25 protein-coding genes are annotated in these 24,055 nt (G+C 40.1%); 9 read left to right on the forward strand and 16 right to left on the reverse strand.

The genetic code is table 11. The annotated features are described in order from the left end of the window. Positions 1 to 355: 355 nt before the first annotated feature. Positions 356 to 901: a gamma carbonic anhydrase family protein gene (locus QMA08_RS19030; RefSeq protein ID WP_290175243.1), complete on the forward strand. Its 546-nt coding sequence runs from the start codon at positions 356 to 358 to the stop codon at positions 899 to 901. Here QMA08_RS19030 and QMA08_RS19035 read toward each other — a convergent pair. Next, complete coding sequence (locus tag QMA08_RS19035; RefSeq protein WP_004335144.1) at positions 893 to 1,147, reverse strand: DUF1488 family protein; 255 nt, start codon at positions 1,145 to 1,147, stop codon at positions 893 to 895. The genes QMA08_RS19030 and QMA08_RS19035 overlap by 9 nt on opposite strands. Then, entirely contained in the window at positions 1,144 to 1,968 is an 825-nt protein-coding gene (gene aroE / locus QMA08_RS19040) for a shikimate dehydrogenase (protein ID WP_004335145.1), read from the reverse strand. The genes QMA08_RS19035 and aroE overlap by 4 nt, the downstream gene beginning before the upstream one ends. Before the next feature lie 53 nt (positions 1,969 to 2,021). Here aroE and QMA08_RS19045 point away from each other — a divergent pair, with 53 nt between their 5' ends. After that, positions 2,022 to 2,459, forward strand: a complete 438-nt coding sequence (locus tag QMA08_RS19045) for a group II truncated hemoglobin (RefSeq protein ID WP_004335148.1) — start codon at positions 2,022 to 2,024, stop codon at positions 2,457 to 2,459. A gap of 63 nt (positions 2,460 to 2,522) precedes the next feature. Here the strand turns inward: QMA08_RS19045 and hemF are convergent, their stop codons facing one another. The 6 genes from hemF to QMA08_RS19075 form a co-directional block, all read right to left on the reverse strand. Next, entirely contained in the window at positions 2,523 to 3,473 is a 951-nt protein-coding gene (gene hemF, locus QMA08_RS19050; RefSeq protein ID WP_290175244.1) for an oxygen-dependent coproporphyrinogen oxidase, read from the reverse strand. Between the two features lies 1 nt (position 3,474). Beyond that, on the reverse strand, positions 3,475 to 4,038 hold the full coding sequence (locus QMA08_RS19055) for an L-threonylcarbamoyladenylate synthase (protein ID WP_004335153.1): 564 nt from the start codon (positions 4,036 to 4,038) through the stop codon (positions 3,475 to 3,477). Positions 4,039 to 4,063: 25 nt separating this feature from the next. Further along, complete coding sequence (locus QMA08_RS19060) at positions 4,064 to 4,639, reverse strand: topoisomerase DNA-binding C4 zinc finger domain-containing protein (protein WP_004335155.1); 576 nt, start codon at positions 4,637 to 4,639, stop codon at positions 4,064 to 4,066. Between the two features lie 114 nt (positions 4,640 to 4,753). Beyond that, the gene (locus tag QMA08_RS19065) at positions 4,754 to 5,227 is read right to left on the reverse strand and encodes a DUF494 family protein (RefSeq protein WP_039486485.1); all 474 of its coding nucleotides are present in this window, start codon (positions 5,225 to 5,227) and stop codon (positions 4,754 to 4,756) included. Position 5,228: 1 nt separating this feature from the next. After that, entirely contained in the window at positions 5,229 to 6,320 is a 1,092-nt protein-coding gene (gene dprA / locus QMA08_RS19070) for a DNA-processing protein DprA (protein WP_033040315.1), read from the reverse strand. A 31-nt stretch (positions 6,321 to 6,351) separates the two neighbouring features. Then, a complete protein-coding gene (locus QMA08_RS19075; protein ID WP_004335161.1) occupies positions 6,352 to 7,470 on the reverse strand; it encodes a LysM peptidoglycan-binding domain-containing protein in 1,119 nt (372 codons plus the stop codon). A 118-nt stretch (positions 7,471 to 7,588) separates the two neighbouring features. On the opposite strand from QMA08_RS19075, the gene def reads away from it, so the two are divergent. The 4 genes from def to trkA all read left to right on the forward strand — a co-directional run bounded on the left by def (position 7,589) and on the right by trkA (position 11,821). Continuing rightward, the gene (gene def, locus QMA08_RS19080; protein ID WP_004335162.1) at positions 7,589 to 8,095 is read left to right on the forward strand and encodes a peptide deformylase; all 507 of its coding nucleotides are present in this window, start codon (positions 7,589 to 7,591) and stop codon (positions 8,093 to 8,095) included. A gap of 21 nt (positions 8,096 to 8,116) precedes the next feature. Next, the gene (fmt, locus tag QMA08_RS19085; protein ID WP_290175245.1) at positions 8,117 to 9,070 is read left to right on the forward strand and encodes a methionyl-tRNA formyltransferase; all 954 of its coding nucleotides are present in this window, start codon (positions 8,117 to 8,119) and stop codon (positions 9,068 to 9,070) included. Next, a complete protein-coding gene (gene rsmB / locus QMA08_RS19090; protein ID WP_290175246.1) occupies positions 9,063 to 10,358 on the forward strand; it encodes a 16S rRNA (cytosine(967)-C(5))-methyltransferase RsmB in 1,296 nt (431 codons plus the stop codon). The genes fmt and rsmB overlap by 8 nt, the downstream gene beginning before the upstream one ends. A gap of 86 nt (positions 10,359 to 10,444) precedes the next feature. Further along, complete coding sequence (gene trkA, locus QMA08_RS19095; RefSeq protein ID WP_004335170.1) at positions 10,445 to 11,821, forward strand: Trk system potassium transporter TrkA; 1,377 nt, start codon at positions 10,445 to 10,447, stop codon at positions 11,819 to 11,821. Between the two features lie 81 nt (positions 11,822 to 11,902). On the opposite strand, the gene QMA08_RS19100 is transcribed toward trkA, so the two are convergent. The 8 genes from QMA08_RS19100 to QMA08_RS19135 all read right to left on the reverse strand — a co-directional run bounded on the left by QMA08_RS19100 (position 11,903) and on the right by QMA08_RS19135 (position 19,900). Further along, on the reverse strand, positions 11,903 to 12,118 hold the full coding sequence (locus tag QMA08_RS19100) for an EF-hand domain-containing protein (protein WP_024597191.1): 216 nt from the start codon (positions 12,116 to 12,118) through the stop codon (positions 11,903 to 11,905). A 277-nt stretch (positions 12,119 to 12,395) separates the two neighbouring features. Continuing rightward, positions 12,396 to 12,608, reverse strand: a complete 213-nt coding sequence (locus tag QMA08_RS19105; protein WP_004335174.1) for a calmodulin — start codon at positions 12,606 to 12,608, stop codon at positions 12,396 to 12,398. Between the two features lie 140 nt (positions 12,609 to 12,748). Then, a complete protein-coding gene (locus QMA08_RS19110; RefSeq protein WP_004335175.1) occupies positions 12,749 to 12,961 on the reverse strand; it encodes an EF-hand domain-containing protein in 213 nt (70 codons plus the stop codon). Between the two features lie 466 nt (positions 12,962 to 13,427). After that, the gene (locus tag QMA08_RS19115) at positions 13,428 to 14,087 is read right to left on the reverse strand and encodes a flagellar brake protein (protein WP_149601907.1); all 660 of its coding nucleotides are present in this window, start codon (positions 14,085 to 14,087) and stop codon (positions 13,428 to 13,430) included. Positions 14,088 to 14,131: 44 nt separating this feature from the next. Further along, entirely contained in the window at positions 14,132 to 15,583 is a 1,452-nt protein-coding gene (locus QMA08_RS19120) for a TrkH family potassium uptake protein (protein WP_004335179.1), read from the reverse strand. Positions 15,584 to 15,679: 96 nt separating this feature from the next. Further along, positions 15,680 to 16,294: a YigZ family protein gene (locus tag QMA08_RS19125; protein ID WP_004335181.1), complete on the reverse strand. Its 615-nt coding sequence runs from the start codon at positions 16,292 to 16,294 to the stop codon at positions 15,680 to 15,682. Positions 16,295 to 16,380: 86 nt separating this feature from the next. Then, positions 16,381 to 17,703, reverse strand: coding sequence for a Xaa-Pro dipeptidase (gene pepQ, locus QMA08_RS19130; RefSeq protein ID WP_024597188.1), 1,323 nt, complete (start codon positions 17,701 to 17,703; stop codon positions 16,381 to 16,383). Positions 17,704 to 18,013: 310 nt separating this feature from the next. Next, positions 18,014 to 19,900 (reverse strand): transglycosylase SLT domain-containing protein, encoded by a 1,887-nt coding sequence (locus tag QMA08_RS19135; RefSeq protein ID WP_149601906.1) that lies wholly within the window; start codon positions 19,898 to 19,900, stop codon positions 18,014 to 18,016. A 192-nt stretch (positions 19,901 to 20,092) separates the two neighbouring features. On the opposite strand from QMA08_RS19135, the gene fadB reads away from it, so the two are divergent. The 3 genes from fadB to tusA all read left to right on the forward strand — a co-directional run bounded on the left by fadB (position 20,093) and on the right by tusA (position 23,959). Next, the gene (gene fadB, locus QMA08_RS19140) at positions 20,093 to 22,252 is read left to right on the forward strand and encodes a fatty acid oxidation complex subunit alpha FadB (protein WP_138489862.1); all 2,160 of its coding nucleotides are present in this window, start codon (positions 20,093 to 20,095) and stop codon (positions 22,250 to 22,252) included. Between the two features lie 4 nt (positions 22,253 to 22,256). Then, entirely contained in the window at positions 22,257 to 23,426 is a 1,170-nt protein-coding gene (fadA, locus tag QMA08_RS19145) for an acetyl-CoA C-acyltransferase FadA (RefSeq protein ID WP_024597185.1), read from the forward strand. A gap of 293 nt (positions 23,427 to 23,719) precedes the next feature. Then, positions 23,720 to 23,959 carry a sulfurtransferase TusA gene (gene tusA, locus QMA08_RS19150; protein ID WP_004335190.1) on the forward strand — a complete coding sequence of 80 codons (240 nt, stop codon included), beginning with the start codon at positions 23,720 to 23,722 and terminating at the stop codon, positions 23,957 to 23,959. The last annotated feature ends 96 nt before the right edge of the window (positions 23,960 to 24,055 follow it).

Consider the following 24,055-nt stretch of genomic DNA (forward strand, 5'->3'; position numbering starts at 1 on the left):
GTCGCTTTAGCGTCTCAAGGGATGCGAATAATACACCCTTTATTTTTCGAGTCAACACTTTGTTTTAAACTTTCTTTCGATAATTTAAAACCGAAGTTTTATTTAACTCTCTGAGTAGTTCATGCCTCGCTATGCTTCAGCGTTTCCCGTCTCAGTGGGGTCGCATTATAGGGAGAACAGATTTTTACGCAAGTACTTTTTTAAAGAAAAAGTAAAAAAAGATGCTGTTCGGTCAGTATCTGAACTAAACCCCCTGAAACTGATAGTTTTGTAACCAAACGGTGCCTTTTATGGTACAAAAATAACCTTGCTGATACACTCAAAGCTAATAACTATTATCTAAAAGGTACTAAATATGGCAATCCGTTCTTATAAAGGTGTAACTCCTTCGTTTAATTCGTCTGTTTATATTGATGAGTCATCAGTTTTGGTTGGTGATATTACTTTAGGTGATAATAGTAGTGTTTGGCCTTTGGTAGCTGCCCGAGGCGATGTTAACTATATACGTATTGGTAAACGCTCCAATATACAAGATGGCAGTGTATTGCATTTATCTCGTGCAACTAAAAGCAATCCAGATGGTTATCCACTTATTATAGGTGAAGATGTAACTGTAGGTCATAAGGTAATGCTGCACGGATGTATATTAGGAAACCGTATACTTGTAGGTATGGGCGCTATTATTATGGATAACGTGGTTGTTGAAGATGATGTAATTATAGGTGGGGGATCTTTGGTACCACCAAACAAACGCTTAGAGTCTGGTTACTTATATGTAGGGAGTCCGGCTAAGCAAGCCCGCCCTCTAACGGAGCAAGAACTTGCCTTTTTAAAAATATCTGCCGATAACTACGTATCACTTAAAGATGAGTACTTAGCTGAAATAGCTAATTTAAGTTAATAAGCTTACTTCAATTTGGCCTGCCGAGTTATAGCTCTCTTCTTCGATAAGCTCCTCGGCACGTTCTTCGTAATCAAAACGATACTTTTCAAAATACTCTGTTGCATGGCTTTCGTCTGTTAATTTAAGTGTATTTACTTCTATTACACACTCCACCAGCATGCCACTAACTTGTGCAAAAAATACTAACTGATGATCGGGCTCTCTAAACTCTAGCCTATCTATAAATTGTATTGCCTGATTCATTTAAGCGTTCCTTGTTTGAGCGCATCAACGACGGGAAGTATTTTTGGCATTTTATTACGCCATACATAATATGCTTGAGCAGCTTGGCCAACTAACATGCCACTGCCATCTAAAAGCTTAGCGTTAATATTATGCTGTGCAACCCAATTCATAAAAATGGTATTTTGCAGTGAATAAAACATGTCATAAGCGACTTCACAGTTAGTTATGTGTTTTTTATCAAGTGCTGGAAGTTCGTTATTCATACTGCTAGAGGTAGAGTTTATAATTAGTGAGTAATCGCTTACTGGTAAATCATCAAAACCAAAACCAGATACTGGTCCATATTGGGTAAACAGCTCTGCGAGTTCTGTGGCTTTTTGTGCTGTGCGATTAACTATTATTATTTCCTGAGGGTTATGCTCTAACAAAGGCAAAATAACCCCTCGAGCAGCACCGCCCGCACCTATGATTAAAATGCGTTTATTAGTTATGGCTACTTCATTAGCGAGTAAATCATTTACAAAGCCCACACCATCGGTGTTATCACCGAGTAATGAGCCATCATTTCGTTTTTTTAATGTATTAACAGCCCCTACTATTTTGGCTAATGGGGTAAGCTCATCAGCCATTGCATAAGCTTGCTCTTTAAATGGCATTGTAACGTTAGCACCCACACCGCCTTGCTCAAAAAAAGACAATACTGTTTTTTCAAAGTTATCGATAGGTGCTAATATTGCGCGATAGTCGATTTGCTCACCCAGTGATACAGCAAATTGTTTATGTATCGCGGGGGATTTTGAATGTTTAATTGGATTTCCAAAAACCGCATATTTGTCCATTTTAAAGCAACCTCTTTGCAGCTATAAACTGCCTATTAACAATGATAAGTAATATGATTAAACGACTTTTTTCTAAATCTAAGCCGGCTCCCGAGCAACAGGCTCCTACTCCTGAAAAAACACCGTATGAAATAATAGGTGGAGAGAAAGGCGCGCGAGCTATCTCCAATCGATTCTACGACATAATGGAGTCAGATGAATACGCTAAACCGTTATATGATATGCATCCTCTGCCATTAGATCGAATTCGCCAAGTATTTTTTGAATTTTTATCTGGTTGGTTAGGCGGGCCAAACCTATTTACTGAAAAACATGGCCAGCCAATGCTACGTAAAAGACATATGCCTTTTACTGTAGATAAAGCATTGCGCGATCAATGGATGTACTGCATGAATAAAACGCTGGATATAGAAATAGACAATCCGTTGTTACGTGAAGGCTTAAAGCAATCATTCTCTCAACTAGCAACGCACATGATCAATCAGCATTAAATTTGTATTTAGCCACAATGCAAAAAGGCGCTAATTAGCGCCTTTTTGATTACTGTGTAACTGTTATAGTTGCCACTCTCTGGGTATCAGCTCACTTGGTTGACTCGTTAACCACTCTTGCGGGCGTAAGTAATACTGATATAGGTTAGCTTCTGGGCTACTTGGCTCTGGTTTATAGTTATATTCCCAGCGTGCAAGTGGTGGCATAGACATCAATATAGACTCAGTGCGCCCGCCACTTTGTAATCCAAATAAAGTGCCCCTATCCCATACTAAATTAAACTCAACGTATCGCCCGCGACGATAAAGCTGAAAATCACGTTGTTGCTCTGTGTATTCGTCATTTTTGCGACGTTCAATAATAGGTAAATAGGCATCTAAAAATCCATTACCCACCGATTGCATAAACGCAAAGCTTTGCTCAAAACCAAGTTCGTTTAAATCGTCAAAAAATAAACCGCCTACTCCGCGTGTTTCATCGCGGTGTTTGAGATAAAAATATTCATCGCACCATGTTTTATATTTTGGATAAACTTCACTACCAAATGGCGCACAAATGTCGTGAGCAACTTGATGCCAATGCTGTACGTCTTCTAATACTGGATAAAAAGGGGTGAGATCAAACCCGCCACCAAACCACCATATTGGCTCTTCGCCTTCTTTTTCGGCTATAAAAAAGCGCACATTGGCGTGACTTGTTGGTACATGAGGGTTTTTAGGATGAATAACTAACGACACACCACACGCATGAAAGCTGCGCCCTGCAAGCTCTGGCCTGTGCGCTGTTGCCGAACCAGGCATTGAAGCGCCAAATACATGAGAGTAATTAACTCCGCCTTGCTCTATCACAGTACCATTAGTGGTTACACGTGTGCGACCACCACCGCCTTCTGCTCGCTGCCAGTTATCTTCTATAAATTTAGCACTGCCATCTGCAGCCTCCAAACCTTGGCAAATAGTGTCTTGCAAAGCCATAAAGTATGCTTTTACTTGATTTAATAATTCGCTTTGCATATTAACCTCTAAATATTTTGCCAGTCATGGCATCTTTTATTGTGCTTGGTTGAGTATTACCACCTAACGGCTCGTCAACGTAAAAGCCAACTTGTTCTGCAAATTGCGCTTTGGCTTGCTCAATACTAATTACCGTTTCTTGACCGGTTAAGTTTGCACTGGTTGATACTAATGGCTTACCAAACTCTTGGCACAAACGCTTTACTGTTGGATGGTTTGTTACTCTTACCGCGATGGTATCAAACTGCCCTGTGAGCCATTTAGGCGTATTTTTAGATGCAGGCATAACCCATGTAATTGCAGCAGGCCAACTCGAAAAAATATCAGCGCGTTTATCCATTGGTATTTTTGCATCATCTACGTATTTTAATAATTGTCCGTAGTTATCAGCGATTAAAATAAGCCCTTTTTCAACCGGGCGCTGCTTAATAGCTAATAGTGCCTCAACGGCTTGTTGATTATCTGGATCACAACCTAAACCATATACAGCTTCTGTTGGGTATAAAATAACTTCGCCTTGCGTTAAGCATGTTATTGCAGTGGGCGTATTTGAAAGGTCTGACAAAGTAGTCTCCAGATATAATTAAACGTTATTCAGTTGGGGTGAGCTTATGCATGCAGCTTTTTTGTGGGCATTGCAATAATATGCCGTTTGCCATATTTCTTTCTATGACGATAGGCCAGTCACATTCAGGACACGGATGTTCAACCGGTTTATTATTAAGCGTGTATTTACAACTTGGGTAGCAATCACAAGAATAAAATACTTTACCAAACTTATTACTGCGCGCGACTAAATGACCTTTTTTGCATTTAGGGCAACTAGGCAAAGTATCTTCGCTTTGCTTTTCTTCATTTTCGTTAGCAATATAATGACATTCTGGATAACCCGTACACCCAATAAACATACCATAGCGGCCATTTTTAACCACCAGCGGTTTGCTACACTCAGGACATGCTGAATCTTCTAATATCTTGATTTCGTTACTGTCGTGGTGTGCCAGCGGCCTAATAAAGTCGCATTTTGGATAACTTGCGCATCCTAAAAAAGGGCCAGATTTACTATTGCGGATCACTAACTCTGAACCACACTGTGGGCATATCTCGTATTCTTTTTCGAGGGCGTGCTTGTTCGCCGAGAAAAGCGAATGGTCGATTTTACTCATGGTGATCCTAATAGGTTGGTGAATTTTCGCCTAATATACCCAAACCACTTAAAGATACAAGCAATGCCGTGCTTATCCTTTTAAGTAATTTGAGTACAATTAAGATAATTATCTCTAATGAAGAAGTTCGCTGGGTTCATCAAAAATCAAATCTTCCATTTGCTCATATGCTTCTTCAGAGCCAGGAACGTTAAACAAGATCATAAGTACAATCCACTTTAAGTCTTCTAGGCTTATAGTTGGTTTATCGAGAGAGGCTAAACAGTCCATTACCATTTCACGTGTTACATTGTTAATTACGCCTATTTGTTCAATAAACATTAAAAAGCCACGACACTCAGTGCTGAGCCTTTGGCATTCACTATCGGTAAATATACGCACAGCATCTTTAGGGTTAGCAATAAGATAAGGAGACTCATCGCTGTGTTGTAAATCGGCTAGTTGCTCTAACCAATCAAGAGCTTTAAATATCTCAGGCTTATTAAAGCCCGCACGCAGTAGCTCATCGGTTAACTCATTTTGCTCTGCAAATATATCCGCTTCGCTATGAATGTAATTTTCAAAAAGATACAAAAGAATATCAAACATATTACCTTCCTGCGCTTAACTTGATGTAACCATCTAACACTCGCTCAATCTGATCGTCTAATTCTAAATCGAGCAACCTACTGAGTACTTTATCTATTGGCCACTGCGCACGACGCACAATGTCATCTACACTGGTTACTTCAAAGCCAATACTATTTAAAACCTCACATTGAGAATTGGCTTGAATCGGCTGCTCTTTATTACATACATTATTGTCGTAAGTGAAACTCACCTCATCAAGAATGTCAGCCACGTTTTCTACCAGCTTAGCACCTTGCTTTATTAAAAAGTGACTTGCCTGCGCTAACGGGTTTTTAATAGAACCCGGTACTGCAAATACCTCTTTATTTTGTTCAAGCGCATAGCGTACTGTAATTAACGAACCACTTTTAATTTCAGCTTCAACAATAAGCACTCCTAACGATAACCCAGAAATAATACGATTACGGCGCGGAAAGTTGTGCGCATGAGCAGCTGTGCCTGGTAAAAACTCACTCACCAGCAAACCGCTTTCTAAAACTTGGTCTGTTAATAGTTTATGGCGTTTGGGATAGTAAATATCAACCCCAGTACCAAGCACCGCTATGGTTTTACCTGTACCAGCAAGAGAGCCTTTATGTGCTGCACCATCTATTCCCCGCGCCATACCTGAAGTAACTGTAATACCCGCCAAAGTTAACTCGTATGCAAATTCTGAGGCTATTTCAAGCCCGGTAGGTGTAGCATTACGGCTGCCAACAATTGCAATCTGTGGAGTTGATAATAACGAGACATCTCCCCTGCAAAATAGTAATAAAGGCGCACTGGCAATCTGCCGGAGATCTTCTGGGTAAAGCGCATCAAAAATACAGACAACAGTAATGTTGTTCAGCGCTATTAATTGCTCATAATGGCTGACTTGTTGCCAATTGGTGTTGAGTAAATTACTCGCTTGATTAGCGGTTAACCCAAGCTGTAAAAGCTTGTCATGAGATAAGTCGAATAACGACCCAAGGGAATAGTTTGTAGATAGTGCTAAAAGGGTTTTTATACCCAACCCTTTACACATATAAAAGGCAAGCCAGTGGGCTAGCTTGCCAGATGACTGATCCATGCTCTCTCCTAGAGCACCGACTCGCTACTTCTTAATGAATAACTGCAATATCTCCAATGCGAATTGGGTGCTGGTTTTTAGTTATTAATGCATAACTTACTTTGTCATACACTTTGAAGACAATTAGCTCACCAACTTTTTCTTTAGGCATGGTCCACGTTGTGTTTTGTTCGTCAGACTCATCACCAAATAATTGGCTCACATCAGATAAAAGCTTCTCATATTTACTAGAATCTTCTGGGTAACGAGGGCCACGAGGACCATCAATAACCGTTGGCGATTGACGCTCTAGATCTAATACATGACCCGCTTCTATATTTTGTTCACTGCCTAAGTTTAGCACCACAACATCCATTGTGCTGAATTCTCTAACTTCGCGTGGTGAAGCAATAATATTACCTGTTACAGGTTCTGAAGGACGGTGTATATCAAAGTACGCAGGAAGCATTTGGCCTTCCATTGCCGGCATTAAAAAATCACCTTGCTGAATTTCTCGTTTAACAGACTCAACACGTAATGATGAAGGCACGCCATTTTTCTCATCGCCCGCTCTAAAAGCACGTGCTATACCCACATAAGATGCACGCGTTGCTAACACTTCACCGGTTAAATCAGTGTAGGGGTCACCTTTATGGTAAATGGCATATGCTTTATGTACTTGTAAGTCGCCTTTAACATATAAAATATGGCCTAGCGTTTGTGTTTTAGTATTTTCGTTTGCACCTAAAATATAAGGTTTACCTTTAATATCGTCACTGTTCATTGCTTGCTCGTAACTGATATAAGGTTTGATCATTTCAAGCGGCAAAGTAGTTATAGCATCACGCCCTTTTGGTGTAATACGACCCTGAGGAGATAGCTTTCTATATCCTTTATTTATCACTAAACGTGGGTTTCCATCTGCATCGTATATCAACGCTAATGCATCACCGGGGTAAATTAGGTGTGGGTTGTCAATTTGTGGATTCATTTGCCAAAGTTCAGGCCATAGCCAAGGCTCATCTAAATAGATGCCAGAAATATCCCAAAGTGTATCGCCTTTTTTTACAACATACTGTTTTGGTGCGTCTTTTTTTATTTTAAGTACATCAGCAACTGCGGGAAACGCAGCGCTTAACGTAAGCATGATTGCAAGTAGTGGAGATTTCATCGAGCTTCCTTGTATTGTTTTTTCATTATTATTGCCCAAAACCTGTTAAAGGTGAACGCGAATGGCTAAAATAAGAGCATACAATACCCTAAATTAAGCACAAGTGAAAAAGGTAACTATGGCTAGGTTAGAAGTTTTAAGATTTCCAGATGAACGTTTACGTACTGTAGCAAAAGATGTTGTACAAGTTGATGACACAGTACGCCAAATTGTAAAAGACATGCTAGAGACAATGTACGATGAAAATGGCATTGGTCTTGCGGCCACGCAAGTAGATATTCATCAACGAATCGTTGTTATTGATGTATCAGAAGAGCGCAATGAGCCACTGGTATTAATTAATCCACAAATCATTAAAAAAGACGGCTCTACCGTTAGCGAAGAAGGCTGTTTATCAGTACCTAACTCGTATGCAAAAGTAGATCGCGCAGAAACAGTAACAGTCGCTGCACTTAACGAAAACGGTGAAGAATTTGTACTAGATGCAGATGAATTATTGGCTATTTGTATTCAACATGAACTAGATCACCTTCAAGGTAAGCTATTCATTGATTACTTATCTCCATTAAAGCGCCAACGTATTCGTAAAAAGCTTGAAAAAGAAGCCAAGTTTGCAGAACAGTAATAAGCACCTTAGGAAAACTCAGTGACTCAACCATTACGCATTATATTTGCCGGTACGCCGGACTTTGCCGCACGTCATTTACAAGCGCTGATACAAAGCGAACACCAAATAGTGGGTGTATATAGCCAGCCAGATCGCCCTGCAGGTCGTGGTAAAAAATTAAAAGCCAGTGAAGTGAAAGAGCTCGCGCTTGAGCACAACTTACCGGTTTTTCAGCCACAGTCATTAAAAAATGATGAAGCACTAGCTGAGCTAACAAGCTTAAATGCCGACATTATGATTGTTGTAGCATATGGCTTAATTTTACCTAAAGCTATTTTAGAAGCGCCACGTTTAGGTTGTTTAAATGTGCATGGCTCTATATTACCGCGCTGGCGCGGCGCTGCACCTATTCAACGCGCAATTTGGGCAGGTGATGAACAAACCGGCGTAACAATAATGCAAATGGATGAAGGGCTAGATACCGGCGATATGCTACATATAAGCCGCTGCCCTATTAGCACAACAGAAACTAGCGCAAGCTTATATACAAAGCTTGCTGAGCTAGGTCCAGATGCGTTAATTGAAACCATTAATAAATTAGCTAATGGTGAGATCACCCCTGAACCTCAAAACGATGAACTTGCTAACTACGCTAAAAAGCTTTCTAAAGAGGAAGCTTATATCGACTGGTCCATGAGTGCGCTTCAAATCGAGCGAAACATTCGCTCTTTTAATCCATGGCCAATGTGCTTTACCCAAATGGGTGGGCAAACAGTAAAGATTCATCAAGCGCAGGTTCTGCTGCAATCAGGTGATCCTGGGCAAATTTTATCAAGCGACAAAAATGGCGTAGTAGTGGCGTGTGGCGAACACGCTTTATGTATTACGCAATTACAGCCGCAAGGTAAAAAACCAATGGCAATTAACGACTTTTTAAATGGTCGTAGTGACTGGGTTACTCCTGGCACAATATTAGGCGAAAACAATGAGTAATGTTCCAAACGTACGAGCGCTTGCCGCTGAAACTTTATATAACGTAGTTGATAAAGGCGCATCGCTTAATCAAGAACTTCCATTTGCAAGCCAAGGCTTGCCGCCTAAAGATAAAGCGTTGCTACAGCAAATTTGTTATGGCGTTTTACGCTACTTACCGAGCCTTGAAAATTACTGCCAACACTTAGTAGAGCAGCCATTAAAAGGTAAACGTAGAATATTTCAGTTTTTATTATACGTAGGTATTTATCAACTGCAGCATATGCGCGTACCACCTCATGCTGCCATTTCAGAAACGGTTAACGCATTGACTCAACTACGCGCTTTAGGATTAAAAGGGCTGATAAACGCCATTTTACGTAGCTTTCAGCGTCAACAAGCTGAGCTTGAAGAAAAAGCGAAGCTTATTCCGGTATGTTTATACAACCATCCAAATTGGTTTATTAAACAGGTGCAAACAGCCTACCCAGATAGCTGGGAAGCACTACTTGAAGAAAACCAGCAACAAGCGCCAATGTGGCTTCGTGTCAATCAAGCCCAATTTAGCACGCAAGAATACAGCGACATGCTTAGCGCTAACGATATTGAACACACCTTAAACCCTGATTTTATTGATGGGATTAAGCTTGCCAAACCACGTGATGTATTTTCATTGCCTGAATTTGATACAGGTGCATGTTCAGTACAAGATGCTGCAGCACAGTTGGCAGCTCGCTTTTTAGAACCTAAAGCAGATGACTATATTTTGGATGCCTGCGCAGCCCCTGGCGGTAAAACATGTCATATTTTAGAGCTTGCTGATGCAGATGTACTTGCACTTGATAGCGACTCAACTCGTCTTGAACGTGTTAAGCAAAACTTAACTCGTATTGGCTTAGGTGCAGACCTACAATGTGGCGACGCATCACAACCACATACTTGGTGGGATGAAAAATTATTTGATCGTATTTTGCTTGATGTGCCTTGTTCGGCCACTGGCGTAATTCGCCGTCACCCTGATATAAAATGGTTACGTCGCGCATCAGATATCGAAGACTTAGCTAAGTTACAAAGCGATATTCTTGATAGCATTTGGCCACTGTTAAAACCAGGTGGCACATTGGTATATGCTACGTGTTCGGTTCTTCCACAAGAAAACCAACAGCAAGTTGCTAAGTTTTTAGCTAATAATGATGATGTAGAACATATACCTCTACACGAAAACGATACCGTAACAACGCCAGGTTTGCAGTTACTGCCCGGTGAAAGTGATGGATTTTATTACGCTAAGCTAGTTAAAAAAGCCTAATAGCCGTACACTAAATAGTTAGCCATTTATGAAACATTAAATGGCTATTTTTTTAATTAAATTATGATCAATACCACGGGTAAATAATGAAAATAATTATACTCGGTGCCGGGCAAGTTGGTGCTACGCTTGCTGAAAACTTAGTTGGCGAACAAAACGAAATTACCGTTGTTGATATAGACGGTAACCGATTACGTGAACTTCAAGATAAGTACGACTTACAAGGGGTTATGGGCCACAGCGCGCATCCTGATGTATTACGCCGTGCAGGTGCTGAAGATGCCGATATGATTATAGCGGTAACCAGTTCAGATGAAGTGAACATGGTTGCATGCCAAGTGGCATACAGTATTTTTAAAACGCCCACTAAAATTGCTCGTATTCGCTCAGAGCAATACTTAAAATACCGCGAAAAACTTTTTCAAAACGATGATTTACCAATCGATCATTACATTGCTCCCGAAGCACTGGTCACTAAGTATATTCGCCGTTTAATTGACTACCCTGGTGCTCTGCAAGTATTGCAGTTTGCTGATGGCATGCTCTCCTTAGTAGCCGTAAAAGCTTACTATGGCGGTTTACTTGTAGGTTATGCGTTATCTGCACTTAAAGAACATATTCCTAATGTAGAGACTCGTGTTGCCGCTATTTATCGTCAAGGTAAAGCAATAAAACCATTGGGTACCACCGTTATTGAAGCCGATGACGAAGTATTCTTTATTGCCGCTACAAAACATATACGCGCAGTAATGAACGAGCTACAAAAACTTGAGCGTTCGTACAAAAAAATTATGATAGCTGGTGGCGGTAACATTGGGGCAGGCCTTGCCCGCTCACTTGAAAAAAACCACACCGTTAAACTAATTGAACGCAGTAAAGAACGTGCCGAGCAACTCTCAGAAATGCTCGATAATACGGTCGTTTTTTGTGGTGACGCATCTGATCAAGAACTGCTCTCAGAAGAGCATATTGAACAAGTAGATGTATTTATTGCCGTAACCAATGACGATGAAGCAAACATTATGTCAGCCATGCTTGCAAAACGTATGGGCGCACAAAAAACCATGGTGCTTATCCAGCGTGGTGCTTACGTTGATTTGGTACAAGGCGGCGAAATAGATATTGCCATATCGCCACAACAAGCAACTATATCAGCGTTATTAACGCACGTACGCCGTGGTGATATTGTTAATGTGTACTCACTGCGTAAAGGTGCGGCAGAAGCCATAGAAGCGGTAGCTCATGGTGATGAAAACACATCTAAAGTGGTTGGTCGTGCGATTGCCGACATAAAACTACCTGCAGGTACAACTATTGGCGCAATAGTACGTAATGACGATGTACTGATAGCCCACGACGATACAATTATTATGTCGGGCGATCATGTCATTATGTTTTTAATCGACAAAAAACATATTACCGTTGTAGAAAAACTATTCCAAGTAAGTGCTATATTCCTTTAACTAGTTACGCTAATTAGTTAATTTAAAATACAAAAAAGCCGCTGACTAAGGCGGCTTAAGTGAAGTATCTTCGAATATTGATTACTGTACTTTTGAAAACTCTTCTTTAGAGATTTCACCATTTCCATCAGTATCTAAATCATCAAAAATCTTTACAAGTTGAGGGTTAACCTTCGCTTCTTCCATTGTAATCGCACCGTCGCCATCTGCATCAAAAGAGGCAAAATCTACTGCGGCATATGCTGCTGATGAAGATGCTAAAACGATAACTGCAAGTGTTGTATTGAATGTTTTCATAATAATATTCCTAGTAATATGGGAAGTCCTTTTCAAAGATCCCTGACTGTGAAAAATGTTTAATCTGAAAAAGGTTAGTTAACCTGTACTCTGGTTAAGAGATTTACTAATGTATTGAATCATGGTGATATTTAAATTTATTTTCTCTAGCCAGAGATTTTCAGTGAAAACAAGGCGAATTTACGCGTCAATAGCTGGCCTATTGCAAGTAAATTCAACGCAGTTAGCGCTGAAAATAGCTGCTAGAGATAGATTTATTATCCAGAGTTCAGGTTAGTTAGTAATTAGCGAATTCTTCTTTAGAAAGCTCGCCGCTACCGTCGGTATCTAGCTCAATAAATTCAGCCATTAAATCTGTATCGACTGCCGCTTCGCTTGGGCTAATTGTGCCGCTACCATCGATATCAAGGCTGTCAAAATCTGATGCTGCAAATGCAGCGGAAGAAGATGCTAGTACTATAAGTGCTAATGCTTTATTTAAATGTTTCATAACTTAATCCTTCAATGTTCTATCAAAAAAATTGCTTCGTTTAACTTAAAACGTAATTTTTAACTTCCTTGTTATCCTCTTTCGTAAGCTCCCTTGCCTACTTAGGTTGTCTTTGGCAACTCAGGATAAATACTTTTTAATTAAGCTTCTGAAAATTCTTCTTTTGATAACTCACCATTTTGGTCAGTATCAAGCTCAGAAAACATGCTCATTAATTTTGCGTCTACTGATGCTTCTGCTTGGCTAATTGTGCCACTGCCGTCTACATCAAGTGTGTCAAAATCTGTTGCTGCAAAAGCGGCTGAAGAAGATGCAATAGCGATAAGTGCTAAAGTTTTATTAATGCTTTTCATAATATGTATCCTTCAAATTTATGTGTGTGCGATTAAGTGTTTCACTTTGAATCACGATTTCGTTCAGTACACCCTGACTATTACAACTTAAATGCCAACATTGAAAAGCCATTAAATTTCAACAAGTTAAAAATAAAACATACAATAAGTAGGAGTTTTCAGAGTCATTACTGTTGCCTTTTCGCAACATGCTTTAGAGGTGAAAAACTAAAGTCATTAAAAACAAATAGTTATGTTTATATAAAAAGATACATTTTAAAATGTAGAGCTATAAAAGGAGGGATTTTAAAAAATAATTAAGGTTAATTTTAACGAAGTAGCTATAACAACAAAAAACAAGTCATAACAAAAAACACGTAAAGCATTGTTTTATTTGAATAATATTTTTAATTATATAAAAACAAAAAAATACTTTATAAATACCTCACGTAAAACGCCATTTTGTTGCAAATAAGCGAAAAACGATTTAGTCAACGGTGGGCTCAAGCGCAGATGGGTCTATAAAATGCTCTTTCATAAAGGTTTTCATTTCATCCTCGCTTGCTAGTAGCTTAATTCCGCAGTGCACACCTGCAGCATGCTCTTTAACACTGCAAATTTCACCTTCAAAATCTTTATCACTACTATTGAGGACGACAGTGCATTGCATATCTTTTATACCTTCAGCTTGCTGATCGCCTCTAATATCAAACATTACACCAGTGAGTGAAATGTCCTTAATAAGGCCTTCAAGCACTCTATCGTCACTTAGTTTTAGCTTTGCAGGTAATAAGGTAGGTATGCGTGTTTGCGAGCGTAGCGCAAATAGCTGCACTTGCTTAGGAAAATTAATAAAGACGAGTTTAGCAGGATGCGAGGCTACTGACATAATTTGCTGGCGAAACGCAATAACTTGCCCACCACTGCCTTCAATCAATGCTCTTACAACAACCATTACGCCATCACGTAAATAGTCACTCGCCGCAGGTAAACGCTTAGCATTGGGATAATTTAAAATAATAAACTGCTTATCGAGTAAACCAACTAATTCAGTTTTAACACGCTTACTGCTTGTAGGTGTTAATATTTCTAGGTCGACTAAGCTGCCTACACTTATATGCTTTAGCTTTTCTAAATTTGTTGGCATATCCCTTTCCCAATAGTTCGTAATTTAAAACTTAAGCCGCTCGTTTATCCACGCCAAAAAGTAGGCGTAAATAACACTAATAAAGTAAATATTTCTAGGCGACCAAATACCATTGCAATAGTAAGCAACCATTTAGCACCATCGGTTATGGCGCCATAATGCGACGCTACATCTCCTAAGCCAGGCCCTAAGTTATTTAAACAAGCAGCAGTGGCTGAGAACGCAGTTATGTTATCCATACCCGTGCCCATAAGCGCTAACATGATAATAATAAATACCAGCGCATAAGCAGAGAAAAAACCCCACACAGCTTCTACTACTTTATCTGGCAACGCCTTACGACCCAGCTTGATTGAATATATAGCCCGTGGGTGCACCAAACGATTAAGCTCACGCACGCCCTGCAAATAAAGTAAAAATACGCGCACTACTTTCATACCACCACCAGTAGAGCCTGCACAGCCACCAATAAAGCTCGAAAATATAAGTAAAATAGGTAAAAACAAAGGCCATGTTGAAAAGTTATCAGTAGCAAAGCCTGCTGTTGTACTCATTGAAACAGCTTGAAATAACGCCTGATCGAGGGTTTCATCGCCATTAGCAAATATTTCGTTAGAGGAAAGTACAGTAAAACAAATAACCACCAGCGCTAATTGAATACACAAAAACACCTTAAACTCAGGATCTCGAATATAAACTTGTATGTTTCGGCTCGCCACTGCGGCGTAATGCAGGGAGAAGTTAACAGCGGCAATAATTAAAAAGAACACACAAATAAAGTTAATTACAGGGCTGTCGAAGTGCCCCATGGAGGCGTCGTAAGTAGAAAAACCACCTATCGCCACCGTTGAGAATGCATGACATATAGCATCAAACCACTCCATTCCTGCAGCCCAATAAGCCAGCATACAAGTAATAGTCAACGACACATAAATATACCAAAGGTGCTTTGCAGTATCGGCAATTCGCGGGGTCATTTTAGAATCTTTTACAGGCCCTGGTATTTCAGCGCGGTACAACTGCATACCACCAACACCTAGCATTGGGAGTATAGCAACAGCGAGTACGATTATACCCATACCGCCAAACCACTGGAGTTGCTGGCGATAAAACAATACCGACTTGGGTAAATACTCAATACCGGTAAGCACTGTAGCGCCGGTGGTTGTTAAGCCAGAAAATGCTTCAAATACCGCATCGGCGAGCGATAAGTTAGGTTCTTGTAAAAAGATAAGCGGCAAGGAGGCAAACGCCCCAAGTACCAGCCAAAACAAAACAACAATTAAAAAGCCTTCACGTGCTTTTAAATCACCGTTTTCATGGCGGTTTGGGTAATAAGCCATCATGCCAATAACAACACTAAAGATAAATGCTAAAACAAAAGGAACACCACCACCGTCTTTATATATTAAAGACACCAGTGCCGGAGGCACCATGGTAATACTAAACAGCGCAACAAGTTGGCCAAGAATTTTTATGATGGTACGAAATTGCATTTAGCTTGTCGCTTTTATTATTAGTAAATTCAGGCTGAGTAGTATCAACCAAATTAAATAGGGTCAGTATGCATTATATGCAATTTGTGTAGGTTATTACTCTTTAATAGTTAACTCAACTGCGCCGTGACTTAAATCAAAAATATCTTTGATTGCTTGCTGAGCTTCACGGCTATCGATTGTAATCACCCACTCAATATTAGCAGTAAATTGCTTATCAATATTAAGCACTTGATACTTTGTTTTTAATAACTGCTCAATCGCGCCTTGCATGCTGTACTCGCTACTCCCTGTAATTTCAACACTGGGAACTTTAAGCACCGTTTGCAATTTTACTAGTGCATTATTTAATGAGCCACCATAAGCACGTACTAGCCCGCCGGTGCCTAATTTTATGCCGCCAAAATAACGTGTCACCACGGCAGTGATTTCGCCAAGGCCTGAACCCACCAGCACATTTAACATAGGTTTCCCCGCAGTGCCATTAGGTTCACCATCATCCGAAAAACCATAAACATGGCTGCCACCAGGGTTGCCTGCCACATGTGCCCAGCAGTTATGACGTGCATCGCTATACTTTTCTTCAATGCTTTTAATAAATGTTTTTGCTGAATTTAAATCGGGGGTATGTGCAATGTGAACTATAAACGTACTTTTTTTGATTTCTTCTTGATGAAAAACGTCAGCAGCGGGATATTTATATTCAGACATATTAAAAGCTCAATTAAAAATGGGGCCTAAAGGCCCCGTTCATATGCATATTTTAACGTTTATTCGCTAACTCGTCTTTATAGAAATTAATCGAGTTCTAAATTACGCGTCATATTCTCTAGGCTATCTTCGTGAACAATAATGTTATCTTCAATACGAATGCCGCCAAATGGTTTAAATGACTCTACCTTTTCCCAATTAATAAACTGCTTATTATCGGTTTGCGCTAAATCACCTAGCAGTGAATCAATAAAGTATAAACCTGGCTCAATAGTAAACACTTGGTTTTTTTCGATCAGGCGAGTACAACGCAAGAACGGATGCCCTTCAGGCGATGGTTGATGTGTGCCCTTTTCGTCACTCATAAAACCACCCATATCATGCACTTGTAAACCTAGGTGATGTCCTAGTCCATGCGGGAAGAAAGTAGATGTAATTTTACGCTCAACAATTTCCTCCGCGGGTAGGTTAACAATTTTAAAGTCACTAAGTATTTGTGCGATACGATTATGACATTCAACGTGTAAATCACCATAAAGCATACCCGGCTTTAAACCTTTACCTAACTCGATTTGTTGAACAGTCATCGCTTGTACAAGCTCAGCAAACTCACCCTGCTTTTTAAAATCATACGTACGAGTAATATCAGCAGCGTAACCATTAAAGTTTGCACCGGCATCAATTAAAAATGAGTTGTGGGTGTGTGGCACTTTTGGATCAAAGTGCGTGTAGTGCAAAATAGCGCAGTTTTCGTTAAGCGCAACAATGTTGCCGTACGGCATTTCATTTTCGCTTTGACGTGTCGCCATTAAGTACGCTTGTTGAATGTCGAACTCGCTACCACCATTAAAGAATGTATCGCGTGCAGCTTTATGCCCATCTACTGCAATACGGTTAGCGTTGCGTAAACATTCAAGTTCGTACTGCGTTTTATAAGCGCGGTGGTAATGAAAATAGTTAAGTACAGGCTCAGGGTTCATAATACTAAAACCAAGAGCTTGCGCTACTTCAATGTATTCACCCATGTAAGCATATTTAGCTTTATCGTATGGTAATAACTTTTCTACTTGATCAGGCTGAAGTAGTAGCTCTATATCAAAGTACTCAGCCCAAAAGTCGCGAGGCTCGTCTGGTACTTTATGCCAAAAATCTACTGGACGATAAAATATTAGCTTTGGTTTGTCGCTGCCATTTACCACAATCCAGCAATGAGGATTGTCAATAACCGGTAACCACGCTTTAAACTGTGGATTAACTTTAAATGGATAATACATATCATCTAAAAACTGGCGCTTAGCTTGGCCTGAATGAATTACTAATCCTTCTAACCCTTCGCTATTACAAATTGTACGAGTACGCTGTTGCAGTGTTGCAATATGTTCGGCGTATAAAACGGCTAATTTATCCATTGTTAATCCATCTGTTAAATTTAACTTGCTATGAGTCTATCACTTATACCAATTGCATTAAATTAATGATCTATTATAGCGATAAGAAAATAGCTTAATAACAAGGCTAAAATTATGATACATAGTTGTTCTATATAAATAATTTTTAACGCAGTTATTGAGTTATTTAATACGCTAGAATGATCATGTTTTTAATAAAATTGGTATTACCCTCAGCGCTCAAAAAAGGGGGATATTTAACATGTAAACATCCCCCTTATTAATACCTATAACTATCGTGTTAAGTTATTGGTCGATTGGTATCATATATTCAACCGCCCATTTTCATTTCGAGCAGCGGCGCTAATACATTACCTTCTCGGCCCATTCTTGTATGGTAAACCTGCCTGTACGCAAATACATTTTTTACGTAATCGCGGGTTTCGCGATACGGAATAAGCTCTACCCATAACTCAGCCGGAATAGCGTCATCAGGTAACCAACGCTTTATACGATGATAACCCGCATTATAAGAAGCCGTAGCCAGCACTTCATTGCCATGGTTTTTCTTTTTTAAGTATTGTAAGTAACTAGTACCTAACCTAATATTTGTTTTAGGTTGATATAAACGACTACTTGTCACACTGCCTTTATTTACATACTCAGCAGTACTAGGTAATAACTGCATTAAACCACGCGCATTAGCATGCGAGCGTGCATCTGGCGCAAAAGAGCTTTCGCGCCTTGCAATAGCAATACTCCAAGCAACATCTATCTTGCTACGTTTACTGTAGCGCTCAAAAACATCTTGAAACGCAAACGGAAAACGTTGCTCTACATTATCCCATGCTTTAATTTTTGCTAAAGTAAAAATAGTACTGTCGTGCCAACCTAAATCGGTAGATAACTGTGATGCTGCCAGCTTTTCTTCATCGCTGGAGGTATCCGTTAAGTAATTCCATTCACGGCGCGCCGACGTAAAGCGCTCAATATCATAAAGTGCTTTTGCACGCTTAAAGCCTGGTGCATTACTCACTTTATCTACAAGTACCTTATCGACTGCTAAAGGCTGATTATTTAAATCAACGGGCAACCCCAAACGTGCTGCGGCTAAAAAGCCGTAATAATCACGATTAGCCGCTACTTTCTTCCAAATGTCGTCTGCTTTTTGTTGCTCGCCACGTTGTGCATAGCTATAAGCTAACCAATATTGCTGACCAAGGCTTAAATTTTCTTTACCTGTAAAAAATGCAGCAATCCCTTCCCAATCTTGGGTTTTGAGCATATTGCCCAGTTGCCACTGAATAAGCTTGCTGTCTAGTCGCTCTTTTGGCACTTTATTTAGCCAAAAGCTCGCTTGTTTATGCCCGCTAGAGGCAAGTGACAATGCAAAGGTGTAATACACATCCGCTTTTTCTTCATCGCTGTACTTAAATATTTTTTCTAGCTTTTCCCATGCTTTTAAAGCTAGCTCTTTATCGCGCCAAACCAAACGCTTAACACCATAAATAGCTATTTGCCCTTCTTTAGCCGACTTGTTTTTATATCTATATAATCCAGCGGCTGCGCTTGGATCTTTTCGCACTTTTAAATATAAGTCAGCTAAGTAACGCTCCTTACTTGGTAATAAAGTTTTTAAGTAAGGTAATAAGCTTTGCGTTCCGCCTTGTGCAGCAAGTGTTACACGCTTCCAAACCGTTTCTTCTTTCATGTAGCCTTTTTTACGCCACGTAGAAAATAAACTATCACAACCATTAGGTTGCGATTTACCTACAGCCCATAAGTCGGTCACCTGATTTAGAATTGCCTTTTCGGGCGCACCTAAATCAAGCTGAAAATCTAAATAAGTACAAGTAAGCTCCGTATTAGACGTTTCACGATAGTTGCGGATATACGCCGCCTTTTCGTTGTTATCTTTTAAATACTCTAACCACGCTTTGCGCACCGGCCACTCAAGCGGCGTATGCTGGTATATATTTAAATATTCTTCTATTTCTGCCTGATGTTTAATGCTCGGATGGCGTTGCCAATACGTTTTTTCAACATAAGGTTTTAACGGATGATTTAGGTTACTAACCGCTTGTTTAAAGTCTTGGTAACTGCCGTACCTTACTTTTTTTTCGGCATCTAAAAATGCATCGTTATCGTTACTTGCCTCGGCAGAATGAAGAGGAAAAATGAATGCAGCTGCCGCAACACTTAGTAAATATTTTTTCATAATGTCCTTTAATAAAAATTAAAGTTGTGAATAAAAACTTTTCAACCACCTTAGCACCAAACCAGCTATATTTTAACCAGTCGATTGTAACCGAGTTAAATTTTTCGTTGCATTTTTAATTTAAAGCAAGCACACTGATTGAAATGCAAACTCATCGTACCAGTCTTAGTTCGTCAACTAGGGAGAATAATAATGTTATATAAAAGCGATTCCTTTGAAGTTAGCTTCCTGAAGGAAAACATCGCCGAGTTTAAGTTTTGTGTTGCAGGTTCTGTAAACACACTATCTCAAAAAACTCTTTCAGATTGCGCAGCAGCATTAAAAGAATTAGCCGCCAATACTGATATCAAAGGCATGATTTTTACCAGTGATAAAGACCACTTTATTATTGGTGCCGATATCTTCGAATTTTTACCTACATTTACTAAACCTGAAGAAGAATTAGTAGTGTGGATCAAAAACGCAACCGACGTTTTTGATGCAATTGAAGATTTACCATTCCCAACTCTAAGCGCTATAAACGGTATGGCACTTGGCGGTGGTTGTGAGTGGGCACTTGCTACCGATTATCGTGTGGCAAGCGAAACAGCTAAAATGGGCCTACCAGAAGTTAAACTTGGCATAATGCCAGGGTTTGGTGGCACAGTGCGCTTACCACGTATCATTGGCGCCGATAACGCGATGATGTGGATTACCTCAGGCGCAGAAAACCGCGCAGCAGATGCCCTTAAAGTAGGTGCGTTTGACGCGGTAGTTAGTGCTGACAAACTTCTAGAGTCAAGTGTATCAACACTTGAACTGGCGATTGCTGGCAAGCTAGATTGGCAAGCAAAACGCAACGTAAAACTACAGCCACTTAAATTAAACCGTGTTGAGCAAGGCATGAGCTTTGCTATGGCAGAAGGTATGGTAATGGGTAAAACCAAAGGCCACTATCCTGCACCGGTTATGGCTGTACGTACTATTAAAGCAGCGGCAAACTGTACTCGCGATGAAGCAATGGCAATCGAAAACGCTAACTTTGCTAAATTAGCACGTACACCAGAAGCAGCTGCACAAACTGGTATATTCCTAGCTGACCAATACATTAAAGGTAAAGCACGTAAATTTGCTAAGCACAGCGATGTAGAAATCAAACAAGCCGCAGTATTAGGTGCTGGTATTATGGGTGGCGGTATTGCATACCAGTCTGCTTATAAAGGCACACCTATTATAATGAAAGACATCCAACAAGATGCGCTTGATTTAGGTATGGGTGAAGCATCTAAGTTATTAGGTGCAAAAGTTAAGCGTGGTCACATGCCAATGGAAAAAATGTTGGCAACACTTAGCAAAATTAAGCCAACACTTAACGAGTCAGACCTACAAAGTGCCAACATCATTGTTGAAGCCGTTGTAGAAAACCCTAAAGTTAAGCAAGCAGTACTCGCTGATCTTGAAAAGAACATGCCAGAAGGCACTGTACTTACTTCAAATACATCGACTATTTGTATTGATTTACTAGCACAAGCGCTAGATAAGCCAGAAAATTTCTGTGGTATGCACTTTTTCAACCCTGTGCCAAAAATGCCATTAGTAGAAATTATCCGTGGTGCAAAAACCTCAGATAAAACAATTAATGCAGTAGTTGATTACGCGCTTAAATTAGGTAAATCGCCAATTGTTGTTAACGATTGCCCAGGCTTTTTTGTAAACCGTGTTTTATTCCCTTACTTTGCAGGTTTTAGCAAATTAGTGGTTGAAGGCGCTAACTTTGCAAAAGTAGATAAAGTAATGGAAAACGTATTTGGCTGGCCTATGGGTCCGGCTTACCTACTTGATGTTGTAGGTATTGATACAGCGTTCCATTGTACTGGCGTAATGGCTGACGGTTTCCCTGAGCGTATGGCTCGTGCTGATAAAGACCCTGTGACTATTTTTGCCAACGAAAAACGTTTTGGTCAAAAGAACAAAGCCGGTTTTTACAAGTACGAAACAGATCGTCGCGGTCGTCTTAAAAAGTCTCATGACGAGACAGCAATTGAGCTACTAAGCCCAATTACAGACGCACCAAAAGAATTTGATAAACAAGAAATCATCGACCGTTGTATGATTCCAATGATCAACGAAGTGCTACTGTGCTTGCAAGAAGGTATTGTTGCCTCACCGCAAGAAGCAGATATGGCATTAGTTTACGGTGTTGGTTTCCCTCCATTTAGAGGCGGCGCGTTCCGTTACTTAGATCAAACTGGTTTAGCTAACTTTGTTGCAGCAGCAGACAAATACGCTCACCTAGGTGCGATTTACCAAGTATCTGAACAAACTCGCAAGTGGGCCGAAGAAGGTCGTGTTTTCTATAAGGTGGAAGGTTAATATCATGAATAATCCAGTAATTGTAGATTGTATCCGCACACCAATGGGTCGCTCTAAAAGTGGTGTATTCAAACATAAACGTGCAGAAGACTTAAGCGCACATTTAATGAAAGGCTTACTAGATCGCAACCCAGCAGTTGATCCAGCATCAATTGACGATATTTATTGGGGTTGTGTACAGCAAACATTAGAGCAAGGCTTTAACGTAGCGCGTAACGCATCATTGCTTGCCGGTATTCCGCACAGCGTTCCTGCTGTTACGGTTAACCGTTTATGTGGCTCTTCTATGCAAGCATTGCATGACGCAGCACGCGCAATAATGACAGGCGCTGGCGACACTTACCTAATTGGTGGTGTTGAGCACATGGGTCACGTACCTATGACTCACGGCAACGACTTTCACCCAGGCTTAGCAACATCAATTGCACAAGCGTCTGGCTCTATGGGCTTAACAGCAGAATACCTTGCTACGCTTCATGGCATTAGCCGTGAGCAACAAGATGAATTTGCTTACCGTTCACATCAACGTGCACAAGCTGCAACTGTTGAAGGCCGCTTCCGTCGCGAAATTTTAGCAATGGAAGGTCACGATGCAGATGGTTCGCTTATCTTAGTTGAAGACGACGAAGTAATTCGCCCAGAAACAACAGTAGAAGGCCTATCAAAGCTTCGCCCTGTATTTAATCCTGCATCGGGTACGGTAACAGCCGGTACGTCTTCAGCACTTTCTGACGGCGCATCTGCAATGTTAGTAATGAGCGAAGAGAAAGCAAAAGAACTTGGTTTGCCAATTCGTGCGCGCATTAAAGCAATGGCAGTCGCTGGTTGCGATCCATCAATTATGGGTTACGGCCCAGTACCAGCAAGTAAAAAAGCACTTGCACAAGCCGGTATTACAATTGATGACCTAGGCGTAGTAGAACTTAACGAAGCTTTTGCAGCACAATCATTACCTGTAATGAAAGATTTAGGGTTAATGGATGTTGTTGACGAAAAAGTGAATTTAAATGGCGGCGCAATCGCACTTGGTCACCCACTGGGTTGTTCGGGTTCGCGTATTAGCACATCGCTTATTCACTTAATGGAAGACAAAAATGTACGATACGGTTTGGCAACTATGTGTATAGGTTTAGGCCAAGGCATTGCCACTGTATTTGAACGTGTTCAAGACTAATTAGTTTAAACATGTAAAACCATCTTGGTGATTAAAAAGGCGAACTGATTTTATTCAGTTCGCCTTTTTTATTAGCATCAATTTATAAAAACGTCCTTTTATCAAACAAGCATGTAACAGCGTAATTATGTGATCGGGCGTATTATTAAATAAAGCATTTTGAAACTGCTAAAAGCATTAAGTAAAATAGTTAAATTACACATAAAATTGCGTTAAACTGCCAAACTTATTAATTGCTATACCTAAGCACTCGCGTACACAGCAATCACTTTAATTAAACAGGCCAATTTATTATGAGCTTTGATAATCCCGATCACCAATTAGATGCTATAGGCCTTCGCTGCCCAGAGCCAGTAATGATGGTACGTGCTGCTATTCGCAAAATGAATGATGGTGAAACGTTATTAATAACCGCAGATGACCCATCAACCACACGCGACATTCCGAGCTTTTGTACGTTTATGGATCACACGCTGGTGGCTAAAGATGCAGAAGAAGCACCGTATAGATATGTGGTTAAGAAAGGGCTTTAAAATAACGTAGGTTGGGTTGAGTTTTACGAAACCCAACGTATCTTATAATAATCGAAATAATTTCACTCATCGTATATATCGTTTAACTTATAATCA

Source organism: Pseudoalteromonas sp. APC 3355 (genome assembly GCF_030407615.1).
Lineage (GTDB): Bacteria > Pseudomonadota > Gammaproteobacteria > Enterobacterales > Alteromonadaceae > Pseudoalteromonas > Pseudoalteromonas distincta.

Bases quoted from the DNA above. Each gene is read 5' to 3' on its own strand.
- QMA08_RS19035 (WP_004335144.1), bottom strand. From the start codon at position 1,147: ATGAATCAGGCAATACAATTTATAGATAGGCTAGAGTTTAGAGAGCCC.
- QMA08_RS19030 (WP_290175243.1), top strand. From the start codon at position 356: ATGGCAATCCGTTCTTATAAAGGTGTAACTCCTTCGTTTAATTCGTCT.
- QMA08_RS19060 (WP_004335155.1), bottom strand. From the start codon at position 4,639: ATGAGTAAAATCGACCATTCGCTTTTCTCGGCGAACAAGCACGCCCTC.
- fadB (WP_138489862.1), top strand. From the start codon at position 20,093: ATGTTATATAAAAGCGATTCCTTTGAAGTTAGCTTCCTGAAGGAAAAC.
- dprA (WP_033040315.1), bottom strand. From the start codon at position 6,320: ATGGATCAGTCATCTGGCAAGCTAGCCCACTGGCTTGCCTTTTATATG.
- tusA (WP_004335190.1), top strand. From the start codon at position 23,720: ATGAGCTTTGATAATCCCGATCACCAATTAGATGCTATAGGCCTTCGC.
- QMA08_RS19125 (WP_004335181.1), bottom strand. From the start codon at position 16,294: ATGTCTGAATATAAATATCCCGCTGCTGACGTTTTTCATCAAGAAGAA.
- QMA08_RS19075 (WP_004335161.1), bottom strand. From the start codon at position 7,470: ATGAAATCTCCACTACTTGCAATCATGCTTACGTTAAGCGCTGCGTTT.
- trkA (WP_004335170.1), top strand. From the start codon at position 10,445: ATGAAAATAATTATACTCGGTGCCGGGCAAGTTGGTGCTACGCTTGCT.
- QMA08_RS19110 (WP_004335175.1), bottom strand. From the start codon at position 12,961: ATGAAAAGCATTAATAAAACTTTAGCACTTATCGCTATTGCATCTTCT.
- QMA08_RS19120 (WP_004335179.1), bottom strand. From the start codon at position 15,583: ATGCAATTTCGTACCATCATAAAAATTCTTGGCCAACTTGTTGCGCTG.
- rsmB (WP_290175246.1), top strand. From the start codon at position 9,063: ATGAGTAATGTTCCAAACGTACGAGCGCTTGCCGCTGAAACTTTATAT.
- QMA08_RS19065 (WP_039486485.1), bottom strand. From the start codon at position 5,227: ATGTTTGATATTCTTTTGTATCTTTTTGAAAATTACATTCATAGCGAA.
- hemF (WP_290175244.1), bottom strand. From the start codon at position 3,473: ATGCAAAGCGAATTATTAAATCAAGTAAAAGCATACTTTATGGCTTTG.
- aroE (WP_004335145.1), bottom strand. From the start codon at position 1,968: ATGGACAAATATGCGGTTTTTGGAAATCCAATTAAACATTCAAAATCC.
- QMA08_RS19100 (WP_024597191.1), bottom strand. From the start codon at position 12,118: ATGAAAACATTCAATACAACACTTGCAGTTATCGTTTTAGCATCTTCA.
- QMA08_RS19135 (WP_149601906.1), bottom strand. From the start codon at position 19,900: ATGAAAAAATATTTACTAAGTGTTGCGGCAGCTGCATTCATTTTTCCT.
- pepQ (WP_024597188.1), bottom strand. From the start codon at position 17,703: ATGGATAAATTAGCCGTTTTATACGCCGAACATATTGCAACACTGCAA.
- QMA08_RS19045 (WP_004335148.1), top strand. From the start codon at position 2,022: ATGATTAAACGACTTTTTTCTAAATCTAAGCCGGCTCCCGAGCAACAG.
- def (WP_004335162.1), top strand. From the start codon at position 7,589: ATGGCTAGGTTAGAAGTTTTAAGATTTCCAGATGAACGTTTACGTACT.
- fadA (WP_024597185.1), top strand. From the start codon at position 22,257: ATGAATAATCCAGTAATTGTAGATTGTATCCGCACACCAATGGGTCGC.
- QMA08_RS19105 (WP_004335174.1), bottom strand. From the start codon at position 12,608: ATGAAACATTTAAATAAAGCATTAGCACTTATAGTACTAGCATCTTCT.
- QMA08_RS19115 (WP_149601907.1), bottom strand. From the start codon at position 14,087: ATGCCAACAAATTTAGAAAAGCTAAAGCATATAAGTGTAGGCAGCTTA.